Here is a 12,139-nt window from a genome sequence, read left to right on the forward strand (position 1 = left end):
TCAAAAGGATGCTCTCGATGAGGGCATCCTTTTTACTTATACATAATTCCTAATGATTTAAACTTATTTCGAGCTACACCATATGAAGGGAAATCCTATAGAAAGCTTCTTTATTACGCAAATTATAGATACTTGTGTTATGATGTTGGCAAGTGTGTCAAACGCTATGATGAAACTAATATAATAAAGTGGTGAGATGGTTGATTTTTGTTTTTGACGTAGGAAATACGAATATCGTTCTAGGTGTATATGATAAAGATGAGTTAAAGCATCATTGGAGAATTGAAACCAATCGTAATAAAACTGAAGATGAATATGGGATGATGATTAAGAATCTATTTGACCATGTAGGCTTAACATTTTCTTCAGTTGACGGAATCATTATCTCTTCTGTTGTGCCACCGATTATGTTTTCGTTAGAAAGAATGTGTCAAAAGTATTTTAATATTAAACCACTCGTGGTTGGGCCTGGAATAAAAACAGGACTAAATATCAAATACGAAAATCCTAGAGAGGTTGGAGCAGATCGAATTGTAAATGCTGTTGCAGCTATTCATGAATATGGAAGTCCTCTCATTATTGTCGATTTTGGAACAGCTACAACTTATTGTTATATAAATGAGCATAAGCAATACATGGGTGGAGCTATTGCGCCTGGTATAGGAATCTCGACTGAGGCGCTTTATTCAAAAGCTGCAAAGTTACCTCGTATTGAAATTGCTAGACCTGAAGGAGTTGTAGGCAAAAATACAGTAGCTGCGATGCAGGCTGGCATTTTATATGGCTATGTTGGTCAAGTAGAAGGAATTGTGAAACGAATGAAAGACCAAAGCCAGGAGGTACCAACCATTCTGGCAACGGGTGGGCTTGCAAACTTAATTGCAGCAGAATCAGATATTATTGATATTGTAGATCCATTTTTAACTTTAAAAGGTTTACAGCTAATTTATAAACGAAATATGGATAATATAAAAAAATAGTATACGGCTGAAAATTGAATATCCAGATATGGTATTTAATTAAGATATTACAGCCCTCTAGAGTTCTAACGGTATGAAAGGGGTTAGTATGTTTCATGAATGATTATTTAGTGAAGGCTTTGGCTTATAATGGACAGGTCCGTGCCTATGCGGTAAATAGTACGGAGACTGTTGGAGAGGGGCAACGACGCCACTATACTTGGCCAACAGCATCTGCTGCATTAGGTAGAGCAATGACAGCCGGTGTGATGATGGGGGCCATGCTTAAAGGTGAAGAAAAGATTACCATCAAGATCGAGGGCGGTGGCCCAATTGGTGCAATTCTTGTAGACACAAACTCTAAGGGCCAAGTAAGGGGATATGTTACAAACCCTCAAACTCATTTCGACTTAAATGAACACGGGAAACTTGATGTTCGAAGAGCTGTTGGTACAACAGGATTTCTAACTGTTGTTAAGGATATCGGAATGAGAGAGAACTTTACAGGACAAATACCGATTGTTTCTGGTGAACTAGGGGATGACTTTACTTATTATTTTGCTTCTTCTGAACAAGTTCCATCTTCGGTTGGGGTTGGTGTTCTTGTAAATCCTGACAATAGTATCCTTGCTGCAGGTGGATTTATTATTCAACTTTTACCTGGGACGGACGATGAGACAATTGGAAAAATCGAACAGCGGTTAAAGGAGATTCCACCTATTTCAAAACTAATTGAAAAAGGTCTATCTCCAGAAGAGATATTAGAAGAGCTACTTGGTAAAGGTAATGTAAAGATACTTGAAAAAATGCCAGTAGAATTTAAATGCACATGTTCTAAAGAGCGTTTCGGTAATACGATTATTAGCTTAGGGAAAGAAGAAATCCAAGATATGATTGAAACAGAAGAAGCGGCTGAGGCTCAATGTCATTTCTGTAACGAAAAATATCATTTTTCCAAACAGGAGCTAGAGGAAATGAAGGAGGAAGCAACCTCTTAACGGAAATTTGGACGACACTTTAACAGCATTTTATAATTTAACCATATAAGGATAGTAACTGGAGGAGAAACAGTTGGAGAAAAAGCAGCTATGGGTGATAATAGCTGGTCTGATATTGTTAAATTGCCTTACAGTTGCTTTTTTTCTAACAAATCAAGGGCAGCTAGCTACTGGTAATGAGGAAGTCGTTGCAACGGTAGGCAAGGATACAATTACAAGGGAAGATTGGCTTAATGAAATTGAGACTCGGTACGGGCAAGATGTTTTGCAAGATATCATAGATGGAATCGTCATAAAATCTATGGCGGAAAAGTATAATATCGATATTTCGGATAAAGAGATTGAGCAGGAGTTATTAATGGTAAAAACCATGTACGGGTCTTATGGTGATGACTCAGCTAATGAGGAAGAATGGAAAGAGCAAATTAAGAATAATTTGTTGTTAGAAGAACTTCTTACAAAAGATGTGGTCGTTTCGGAAGAAGAAATGAAAGCATACTACGAACAAAATAGTAGTTATTATCATATTCCAACTTCTTATCATCTTTCTCATATTGTAGTCAAAACAGAAGAAGAAGCTGAACAAACCCTAAAGGAGCTCAACCAGGGTTCTAATTTTGCGACATTAGCGATGGAAAGATCCATTGACGAATTCAGTGCAAATCAGGGTGGAGACCTTGGATATATTACAGAAGAAGCTGATCATTTCTCTAGAAATTATCTAAAGGTAGTGGAACAGTTAAAACCAGGCAAATGGTCGGATGCAATTCTAACGGAGGATGGATATTCCATCGTCATGCTTCATGAGCGAATAAACGGGAAAGAGTTCCCCTATAATGAGGTTAAAAACCAAGTTCGAAGACAAATAGCACTTGAACAAATGGATGTTGCCGTTTCTGCGAGCGCCTTTTGGGATGAACTAGATGTTGATTGGTTTTATGGAAAGAAATCAGCGGAGTAGAAAGCACGGTCAGTCGATCGTGTTTTTTTTCTCAAAAAAACCTATTGGGAATTCAATTGAATAAGTTTCCTTTATGTGAATAAAATAAATTAGGCAAAAGTGTGAATTTTCTAGAAAATATAGGCAAAACAATTGACATCTAAGAGTCGGATTGATAAGTTTTAATTAAACCAATAAAAATACTCGGAATAAGAGGTGGATCAAATGGTACGTGTAGCAAATTCAATTTCAGAATTGGTTGGACAAACGCCAATTGTGAAATTAAACCGTTTAGTTGATGAAAATAGCGCAGACGTTTATCTGAAATTAGAATACATGAACCCTGGAAGTAGTGTTAAAGATCGTATTGCTCTTGCGATGATTGAGGCTGCTGAAGAGAGTGGAGCTTTAAAATCTGACGATACAATTATTGAACCAACTAGTGGAAACACAGGAATCGGGCTTGCGATGATTGCTGCAGCTAAAGGGTACAAAACCATTCTTGTCATGCCTGAAACGATGAGTATGGAGCGTCGTAATCTTCTTCGTGCTTACGGTGCTGAATTAGTGTTAACACCAGGGCCTGAAGGAATGGGCGGAGCTATCCGTAAAGCGGAAGAATTAGCGAAAGAACACGGCTATTTTATGCCACAACAGTTTAAAAACCTTGCTAATCCTGAAATCCACCGTAGAACAACAGGGAAAGAAATCGTTGAACAAATGGATCAATTAGATGCTTTTGTTTCAGGAATTGGTACAGGTGGAACGATCACGGGTGCAGGCGAAGTGATTAAGGGGAAATTCCCTTCAGTAAAAATTTATGCTGTTGAGCCTGCTGATTCACCAGTTTTATCTGGTGGAAAGCCAGGTCCACATAAAATACAAGGGATTGGTGCGGGCTTCGTACCAGACATCCTAGATACAAAAATTTACGATGAAGTGATTCAAATTACCAATGATGAAGCTTTCGAATTTGCTCGTCGTGCTGCTCGTGAAGAAGGAATCCTTGGAGGTATCTCTTCAGGAGCTGCCATCTCAGCTGCATTAAAGGTTGCTAAAGAATTAGGTAAAGGCAAGAAGGTTCTTGCTATTATTCCAAGTAATGGAGAGCGTTACTTAAGCACTCCGCTATACCAATTTGAAACGGAGTAAGGATCTTAGGAGTTGTAGTCACATAGACTACAGCTTCTTTTTTTGCAGAAGATAAGTGGAAGTGCTATTCGTTTTTATCCTTTAATATAAAATTAATTCACTTAATAAATGAAAGCGGACATAACTTCATGTATGATGATAAGAGAAATTGTTTAGGAGTGACTTTCATTGGAACAGCTTCATATTTACAGTAAAAAACTTACTTTTTCACTTGATAACTTCTTTGCAAAATATCGCAATATATCAGAAGATAACACTTACCATGTCCTACTAGAAAGTGGCAGGGGTGGACGCTACAGTATGGCTGCTTTTAATCCTGAAGCAATCATAAAGGGAAAGAATAATAATTTAACTATTCATACACAAAATGAAGTGAAAATCTTAGAAGGGAACCCACTTCATTTATTGAACGAATATATGAGTCAGTATAAGCTAGAAAAAATGGACGAGCTCCCAGATTTTCAAGGTGGGGCAATTGGATATATAAGCTATGACTATGCACGGTATATTGAAAAGCTCCCGGAAATCGCAAAGGATGATTTAGAAATACCGGAGATTTATTTCTTACTTTTTAAAGAGTGGTTTGTATTTGACCATAAAGAGGGAATCTTATGGCTGTTATTCCTTTATGAACAGGGAGACAATATTGAAGAAAAGGCATTACATTGGGAGAAAGAGTGGACGGAGCCAGTAAAAGAAAATACTTATACAAAAGCTAAGACTGCTAATTCAGAGCTAGAAGTTTCAATGAGCGAGTCAGAGTTTATGGATGCTGTGAAGTCAATACAGGAGTATATTTCACAAGGAGATGTATTCCAAGTAAATCTATCTGTCAGGCAGTCAAAACCAATTGCTGTAAAGGCTATTGAAGTTTACGAGCAACTCCGTATTTTAAATCCGTCTCCTTACATGGGTTATTTCCATACACCTGAGTTCCAGTTAGTCAGTGGATCGCCGGAGTTATTAATTAAGAAAAACGGTGAGGAAGTTAGTACACGTCCGATAGCGGGTACGCGCTCTAGAGGGAAAGACGAAGAAGAAGATTTAAAACTAGCCAACGAATTGATTGAGAACGAAAAAGAGCGAGCGGAACACGTCATGCTCGTAGATTTGGAAAGAAATGATCTCGGTAGAGTTTGTAAATATGGAACTGTGAATGTTGATGAGTTCATGGTCATTGAAAAATACTCACATGTGATGCATATTGTTTCAAACGTAAAAGGGCAGTTGGCGGAAGGGAAAACTTCAGTTGACTTAATAGATGCGGTGTTTCCTGGGGGAACCATTACGGGTGCTCCTAAGGTGAGAACAATGGAGATTATCGAAGAGCTTGAGCCAGTTCAGCGAGCTCCATATACGGGCTCGCTAGGTTGGATTGGCTTTAATGGTGATTTGGAATTAAATATTATTATTCGCACGATGCTTGTAAAAGAAGGATTGGCACATGTGCAAGCAGGGGCTGGAATTGTCATTGACTCTAATCCAAAGCACGAGTATAAAGAGTCCCTTAAAAAGGCCATCGCATTATGGAAAGCAAAAGAAATGGCAGAAGGTGATCGACTATGATTTTTATGATTGATAACTACGACTCGTTTACCTTTAACTTAGTTCAGTATTTAGGTGAACTAGGGGAAGAGTTAGTCGTGAAAAGAAATGACAAGACCACAATTGATGAAATTAGATCTTTGGATCCCAAGTTTTTAATGGTATCTCCAGGACCTTGTAGCCCAAATGAAGCGGGTATTAGCTTAGAGGCTATCCAAGCGTTTGCGGGTAAGGTACCTATTTTGGGGGTCTGTCTTGGACACCAGGCCATCGCTCAAGCTTTTGATGGGGATGTAGTTCGAGCTGAGCGACTTATGCACGGGAAGACTTCTCAAATGTTCCATGATGGTAAAACAATATTTAAAGATCTCCCTAACCCGTTTCCTGCAACGAGATACCATTCTTTAATTGTGAAAAAAGAAACGTTACCGGACTGCTTTGAAATTTCTGCTTGGACAGAAGAAGGAGAAATCATGGCTATCCGTCATAAAGAACTACCGATTGAAGGAGTTCAATTTCACCCTGAATCTATCATGACAACAGCTGGTAAGGATCTATTAAAGAATTTTATTGCTCATTATGGAGTTGAAAGTAAAGTAACATCTAGTACAGAGGGACAATAAGTTATGTATATTTTTCTAAACGGTCAGGTGATTAAAAAAGAAGATGCGATGATTTCGCCTTTTGAGCATGGGTTTCTTTATGGACTTGGTTTATTTGAAACTTTCCGCGTATACAATGGGCATCCTTTTCTTTTAGATGACCATCTTGCACGACTTAACAGTGGTTTGGAAATTTTAAATATAAAGAAACAACTAACTAGGGATGATGTCGTTTCCTATCTAGGAGATCTACTTGGGAAAAATGGTTATGATAATGCTTATATTCGTTTGAACGTATCAGCGGGAAATGGAGAAATTGGACTCCAAACAGCTGAATACGTAGAGCCGAACCTGATTATTTTTTCAAAGCCTCTCCCTGAGGTCGTTTCTATGTCTGAAAAGAAAGCGAAGTTGTTAAAATTAAACCGTAATACCCCTGAAGGTGATGAAAGGCTCAAGTCACATCACTACTTAAATAATATACTGGCAAAAAGAGAAATTGGGGACGATCAGTCGGTTGAAGGCATCTTTCTAACCAGGGAAGGTTTTATTGCAGAAGGCGTAGTCTCCAATATTTTTTGGACGAAAGGGAATACGTTGTACACTCCCTCTATTGATACTGGAATTCTAAACGGAATTACTAGAAGGTTTATATTAAAACTTGGTAAGAAAAATGGTTTCGAAATCAAAGAGGGCCTTTTTTCAACGGAAGGCTTTGATGCGGATGAAATATTTGTCACTAATTCTATCCAGGAGATTGTCCCGGTGATAGACTTTAATGGGATAAAATTCCCAGGAAATAAGGGAGAAGTTGTTCAACGTCTTTATCACCAATATCGACACTACTCCGGTAGTCTATGGAGTAGGCACCAGATTTAAGTTTGGAGGTAATGGTATGATTATTGAATGTGGACCGTACTCATTGGACTATGGAAAAAAGACACTGGTGATGGGGATTTTAAATACAACCCCTGATTCATTTTCTGATGGGGGAAAATACGCTCAAGTGGAAAAGGCAGTGGAACATGCTGTCAGATTAGTAGAAGAAGGCGCGGATATCATCGATGTTGGGGGCGAATCAACTAGGCCCGGAGCGGATGCTGTCTCACTTGAAGAAGAATTAACTAGAGTGGTCCCTATTATAGAAGCCATTTCAAAGCGAGTGCATGTGCCAATCTCAATAGATACATATAAAGCAGAAGTAGCAAAACAAGCGCTTGAAGCGGGAGCTCATATCATTAATGATGTATGGGGAGCGAAAGCGGATCCTGACATGGCGATTGTTGCTGCGAAGTATGATGTGCCGATAATATTAATGCACAATCGACATAATCGTGACTATAAAGTGTTTTTTCGAGATGTACTAAATGACCTGTTTGAAAGTATTAACTTGGTTAAAAATGCTGGGTTAAAGGACGAAAGAATTATTCTGGATCCAGGGATAGGTTTTGCTAAAGGGTTATCCGGAAATCTTGAAATGATGAGAGAGTTGGACAAATTAGTGGCTGTTGGTTACCCTGTTCTACTAGGAACTTCAAGAAAATCAATGATTGGAACAGTCTTAGATCTACCAGTGGAAGAACGTTTAGAAGGAACAGGGGCAACGGTTTGTTACGGAATTCAAAAAGGATGTCAAATCGTCAGGGTTCATGACGTAAAGGAAATGAGTAGAATGGCAAAAATGATGGATGCTTTAATGGGAAGGGGAGAATTCGGTGGATAAAATCTATGTAAATAAGATGGCTTTTTATGGTTATCATGGAGTGTTCCCTGAAGAGACAAAATTAGGGCAACGTTTTTTAGTCGATCTTGTAGTCGAAGCGGATTTACGTCCGGCGGGCCAAAGTGATGATTTGGAACAGTCTATAAATTACGGGGAACTATACAAAACTTGTAAAGAAATTGTTGAAGGAAAACCTTATAAGCTGGTGGAAAGTGTTGCAGAAAACATAGCATCTGAGTGTTTAGTCCAATATCCTAAAGCACAAGCCATTACGGTGAAGGTTATTAAGCCAGATCCTCCGATTCCAGGACATTATGATTCTGTAGCCGTTGAAATCAGAAGGAGTCGATAGTTTTTGAACAATCAAGCATATATCGCCCTAGGCTCAAACATCGGTAACCGATCAGAACATTTAAAAAATGCGATAGACCAATTGAGAAGTCACTTAAGAATTAATTTGTTAAATGTATCCTCCATCTACGAAACAGATCCGGTTGGTTTTGTTGATCAAGATCAATTTTTAAATATGGTGGTTCTTGTTGAGACTGAGCTGAAACCGTTCGAATTATTAGATTTTTGCTTATCTGTAGAGAGTGAATTAGGAAGAAAACGGGAAATAAAATGGGGCCCTCGAATAATAGACCTTGACATTCTCCTCTATAATCAAGAAAATATTGAAACAGAGAAACTTATTATTCCCCATCCTCGGATTCAAGAAAGAGCTTTTGTTACCATTCCTCTAATAGAGATTAGTCCAGACATCAAAATTCCGTTGATGGAGCAACCTTTAAAGTCATACTTGGAAGAGATACCTGATAAAGAAGGAGTACGAATATGGAAGCTGAAAAATGGGGAAGACGTATTCGCGCTTTTCGCAAACTAAAAGGTTTTACTCAAGAAAGCTTTGCGAAGGAGCTTGGTGTATCAGTGTCTATATTAGGAGAAGTAGAGAGAGGCAACCGAATGCCATCCGAAGAATTTATAAATAGTGTTGCAGAAGCACTAAATGTAAGTGTAAAAGACATTACACCTGAAGAGTAGGTTTATATAAACATAAATTATTTTATCTAGCATAGAGAAGGAGGGTAAACCCATGTTTAAAATTGGAGATATTGAAATTAAGAACCGTGTTGTCCTAGCACCAATGGCGGGAGTTTGTAATTCTGCTTTCCGTTTAACGGTTAAAGAATTTGGTGCGGGTTTGGTTTGTGCGGAAATGGTTAGTGACAAAGGGATTGTTTTAAAAAACGTAAAAACCATGAACATGTTATATATCGATGAACGTGAAAAACCACTTAGCTTGCAAATCTTTGGTGGAGAAAAAGAAACTTTAGTAGAAGCGGCTAAGTTCGTTGATAAGAACTCCAATGCGGATATTATTGATATTAATATGGGATGCCCTGTTCCGAAAATTATAAAATGTGACGCTGGGGCAAAGTGGTTACTAGACCCAGACAAGATCTATGAAATGGTAGCGGCTGTTGTGGATGCAGTTGATAAGCCTGTTACAGTTAAGATGCGTATGGGCTGGGATGAAGATCATATCTTTGCTGTTAAAAATGCACAAGCAGTAGAACGTGCTGGCGGAAAAGCAGTAGCTCTTCACGGTAGAACGCGTGTGCAAATGTACGAAGGTACGGCTAACTGGGATATTATTCGTGAAGTGAAGCAATCCATTAACATTCCTCTAATCGGAAATGGTGACGTGCAAACTCCACAAGATGCGAAACGTATGCTTGATGAAACAGGTTGCGATGGTGTCATGATTGGTCGTGCTGCACTAGGTAACCCATGGATGATTTACCGTACAGTTAAGTTCTTAGAAAACGGTGAACTAATGGGAGAACCTTCAGTACGTGAGAAGATTGATGTGTGTATTTTACATCTTGACCGCCTGATTGCATTAAAGGGCGAAAATGTCGCAGTGCGTGAAATGAGGAAGCATGCTGCCTGGTATCTAAAAGGTATCAGAGGTAATGCTAAGGCCCGTAATGCTGTGAATGAATCTAATACAAGAGAAGACCTTGTCACCCTTCTGCAAGAAATTGTTATTGAAGCTGAAGAAAAGGAACAAAGCCAATCACAAGTAGGATAAGGTTTGACTTCCGATGATTCTTTCAATATAATACCCTTGTTATAAAAGAAAGCTGCCAGTATCTACTGGCAGTTTTTATTCTATATGTATTTATTTATTGTTTTTTTGATGTCTGATTTCAGTACTTTGTGTAAAATAATATAGTATGACTAAAAATGAGATAAAATTACATTTATTTTCACATGCAAAGGAACTTACATAAACGATTCAAATAAAATGGAGTTGATAAAAATGAGTCATGAAGAATTAAATGACCAGCTAAGAGTCAGAAGAGAAAAAATGCATGCGATGCGCGAAAAAGGATTAGATCCGTTTGGGAAACGTTTTGAACGTACTCACCAAGCGCAGGAGTTAATGAATGAGTACGGTAATCTTGAAAAAGAAGAAGTAGATTCAAAAGAAGTACCTGTTACCCTTGCAGGGCGTATTATGACGAAGCGTGGAAAAGGGAAAGCGGGATTTGCTCATATCCAAGATTTATCAGGTCAAATCCAAATTTATATCAGAACAGATGCTGTTGGCGAAGAGCAGTACGAAATTTTTGATAGTGCCGACCTTGGTGATTTAGTTGGAATAAGTGGAACGCTTTTCAAAACAAAAGTAGGAGAGCTTTCTGTAAAAGTTCAAAATTTTGAACTACTGACTAAAGCACTTCGTCCGCTTCCAGAAAAATTTCACGGTCTTAAAGACGTTGAACAACGTTATCGTCAGCGTTATTTAGATTTAATTACAAGCCAAGAGAGTAAGAATACATTTATCGCGCGCAGCCGTATTATTCAATCAATGCGACGTTACTTAGATAATCATGGGTACCTAGAAGTTGAAACTCCGATGATGCACTCAATCGCAGGTGGAGCTTCTGCTCGACCATTTATTACTCACCATAACGCACTAGATATGCAATTATATATGCGTATTGCAATCGAACTTCATTTAAAACGTTTAATCGTCGGTGGCTTAGAAAAAGTATATGAAATTGGACGAGTATTCCGTAATGAAGGTGTTTCTACTCGACATAACCCTGAATTTACGATGATTGAATTATATGAAGCTTACGCTGACTATCGTGATATCATGAGCCTTACAGAAAATCTAATTGCTCATATTGCGCAAGAGGTATTAGGTACAACAACTGTACAATACGGAGAATACGAAGTTAACCTAAAACCAGAGTGGACGAGACTTCATATGGTAGACGCGATTAAAGAATACACGGGTGTGGACTTCTGGAAAGAGATGAGCACGGAAGAAGCTCAAGCTCTAGCGAAAGAACATGGTGTAGAAATTAAGGACAGCATGCTTTACGGCCATATTGTTAATGAATTCTTTGAGCAAAAAGTAGAAGAAAAACTTATACAACCAACATTCATATATGGGCATCCAGTGGAGATTTCTCCTTTAGCTAAGAAAAATGATGAGGATCCACGCTTTACTGATCGTTTTGAATTATTTATCGTTGCTCGTGAACACGCAAATGCATTTACGGAGCTAAATGACCCAATTGATCAGCGCGAGCGTTTCGAAGCTCAGTTAAAAGAGCGTGAGCAAGGAAACGATGAAGCACATATGATGGACGATGACTTCATTGAAGCACTAGAATACGGTATGCCTCCAACAGGTGGGTTAGGAATCGGTATTGATAGACTTGTCATGTTACTTACAAACTCACCTTCCATTAGAGACGTCCTATTATTCCCGTTAATGAGACATAGATAATAAGAGAAAGAAGCAAAGCTAAGGCTTTGCTTTTTTTGTATCATGAAAAATAGAAAAAATTTCTTTTAAAAAAGGTATTGCTAGATATCTTTTAAGATGATATATTATTATTCGTTGTCCGAAACGAGCTGACATAACGAGAAAATAAATTAAAAAAGTTATTGACGCCTAGATGACAATCTGTTAATATTAAAAAGTCGCCTTGAGCGACAAACGAAATAAATTGTTCTTTGAAAACTAAACAAATCATACGTCAACGTAAGTTTTAAAATTGTTTTAAACAAGAGCTAATCTTACTCTTTATTGGAGAGTTTGATCCTGGCTCAGGACGAACGCTGGCGGCGTGCCTAATACATGCAAGTCGAGCGAAGATTTAAAAGCTTGCTTTTGAATCTTAGCGGCGGACGGG

At 38.3% G+C, this 12,139-nt stretch carries 13 protein-coding genes and 1 rRNA gene; all 14 read left to right on the plus strand.

What is annotated here, in order from left to right; all coding sequences use genetic code 11:
* Positions 1 to 200: 200 nt before the first annotated feature.
* Positions 201 to 980 (plus strand): type III pantothenate kinase, encoded by a 780-nt coding sequence (locus tag ACFYKX_RS26135; protein ID WP_389365093.1) that lies wholly within the window; start codon positions 201 to 203, stop codon positions 978 to 980.
* A gap of 95 nt (positions 981 to 1,075) precedes the next feature.
* Positions 1,076 to 1,957 carry an Hsp33 family molecular chaperone HslO gene (hslO, locus tag ACFYKX_RS26140; RefSeq protein ID WP_389365095.1) on the plus strand — a complete coding sequence of 294 codons (882 nt, stop codon included), beginning with the start codon at positions 1,076 to 1,078 and terminating at the stop codon, positions 1,955 to 1,957.
* A 73-nt stretch (positions 1,958 to 2,030) separates the two neighbouring features.
* A complete protein-coding gene (locus tag ACFYKX_RS26145) occupies positions 2,031 to 2,918 on the plus strand; it encodes a peptidyl-prolyl cis-trans isomerase (RefSeq protein WP_389365097.1) in 888 nt (295 codons plus the stop codon).
* 204 nt (positions 2,919 to 3,122) lie between these two features.
* Positions 3,123 to 4,049: a cysteine synthase A gene (gene cysK / locus ACFYKX_RS26150; RefSeq protein ID WP_389365099.1), complete on the plus strand. Its 927-nt coding sequence runs from the start codon at positions 3,123 to 3,125 to the stop codon at positions 4,047 to 4,049.
* 168 nt (positions 4,050 to 4,217) lie between these two features.
* The gene (locus ACFYKX_RS26155) at positions 4,218 to 5,615 is read left to right on the plus strand and encodes an anthranilate synthase component I family protein (protein WP_389365101.1); all 1,398 of its coding nucleotides are present in this window, start codon (positions 4,218 to 4,220) and stop codon (positions 5,613 to 5,615) included.
* Positions 5,612 to 6,217 carry an aminodeoxychorismate/anthranilate synthase component II gene (gene pabA, locus ACFYKX_RS26160; protein WP_389365103.1) on the plus strand — a complete coding sequence of 202 codons (606 nt, stop codon included), beginning with the start codon at positions 5,612 to 5,614 and terminating at the stop codon, positions 6,215 to 6,217. Before ACFYKX_RS26155 ends, pabA begins: the two co-directional genes overlap by 4 nt.
* Before the next feature lie 3 nt (positions 6,218 to 6,220).
* The gene (gene pabC / locus ACFYKX_RS26165; RefSeq protein ID WP_389365104.1) at positions 6,221 to 7,075 is read left to right on the plus strand and encodes an aminodeoxychorismate lyase; all 855 of its coding nucleotides are present in this window, start codon (positions 6,221 to 6,223) and stop codon (positions 7,073 to 7,075) included.
* Between the two features lie 16 nt (positions 7,076 to 7,091).
* Positions 7,092 to 7,919: a dihydropteroate synthase gene (folP, locus tag ACFYKX_RS26170; protein ID WP_389365106.1), complete on the plus strand. Its 828-nt coding sequence runs from the start codon at positions 7,092 to 7,094 to the stop codon at positions 7,917 to 7,919.
* Positions 7,912 to 8,271, plus strand: a complete 360-nt coding sequence (gene folB, locus ACFYKX_RS26175) for a dihydroneopterin aldolase (RefSeq protein ID WP_389365108.1) — start codon at positions 7,912 to 7,914, stop codon at positions 8,269 to 8,271. Before folP ends, folB begins: the two co-directional genes overlap by 8 nt.
* Before the next feature lie 3 nt (positions 8,272 to 8,274).
* Positions 8,275 to 8,802: a 2-amino-4-hydroxy-6-hydroxymethyldihydropteridine diphosphokinase gene (gene folK, locus ACFYKX_RS26180; RefSeq protein WP_389365110.1), complete on the plus strand. Its 528-nt coding sequence runs from the start codon at positions 8,275 to 8,277 to the stop codon at positions 8,800 to 8,802.
* On the plus strand, positions 8,754 to 8,960 hold the full coding sequence (locus ACFYKX_RS26185) for a helix-turn-helix domain-containing protein (RefSeq protein ID WP_389365112.1): 207 nt from the start codon (positions 8,754 to 8,756) through the stop codon (positions 8,958 to 8,960). The genes folK and ACFYKX_RS26185 overlap by 49 nt, the downstream gene beginning before the upstream one ends.
* A gap of 52 nt (positions 8,961 to 9,012) precedes the next feature.
* A complete protein-coding gene (gene dusB, locus ACFYKX_RS26190; RefSeq protein WP_389365114.1) occupies positions 9,013 to 10,014 on the plus strand; it encodes a tRNA dihydrouridine synthase DusB in 1,002 nt (333 codons plus the stop codon).
* A 231-nt stretch (positions 10,015 to 10,245) separates the two neighbouring features.
* On the plus strand, positions 10,246 to 11,730 hold the full coding sequence (gene lysS / locus ACFYKX_RS26195; RefSeq protein WP_389365116.1) for a lysine--tRNA ligase: 1,485 nt from the start codon (positions 10,246 to 10,248) through the stop codon (positions 11,728 to 11,730).
* A gap of 300 nt (positions 11,731 to 12,030) precedes the next feature.
* Positions 12,031 to 12,139: ribosomal RNA gene (locus ACFYKX_RS26200) — 16S ribosomal RNA — on the plus strand; the annotation flags it as partial.

Source organism: Cytobacillus spartinae (assembly GCF_042865285.1).
Classification (GTDB): Bacteria; Bacillota; Bacilli; order Bacillales; family Cytobacillaceae; genus Robertmurraya_A; species Robertmurraya_A spartinae.

Bases quoted from the DNA above. Each gene is read 5' to 3' on its own strand.
- ACFYKX_RS26185 (WP_389365112.1), top strand. From the start codon at position 8,754: ATGGAAGCTGAAAAATGGGGAAGACGTATTCGCGCTTTTCGCAAACTA.
- hslO (WP_389365095.1), top strand. From the start codon at position 1,076: ATGAATGATTATTTAGTGAAGGCTTTGGCTTATAATGGACAGGTCCGT.
- dusB (WP_389365114.1), top strand. From the start codon at position 9,013: ATGTTTAAAATTGGAGATATTGAAATTAAGAACCGTGTTGTCCTAGCA.
- lysS (WP_389365116.1), top strand. From the start codon at position 10,246: ATGAGTCATGAAGAATTAAATGACCAGCTAAGAGTCAGAAGAGAAAAA.
- cysK (WP_389365099.1), top strand. From the start codon at position 3,123: ATGGTACGTGTAGCAAATTCAATTTCAGAATTGGTTGGACAAACGCCA.
- pabA (WP_389365103.1), top strand. From the start codon at position 5,612: ATGATTTTTATGATTGATAACTACGACTCGTTTACCTTTAACTTAGTT.
- folP (WP_389365106.1), top strand. From the start codon at position 7,092: ATGATTATTGAATGTGGACCGTACTCATTGGACTATGGAAAAAAGACA.
- pabC (WP_389365104.1), top strand. From the start codon at position 6,221: ATGTATATTTTTCTAAACGGTCAGGTGATTAAAAAAGAAGATGCGATG.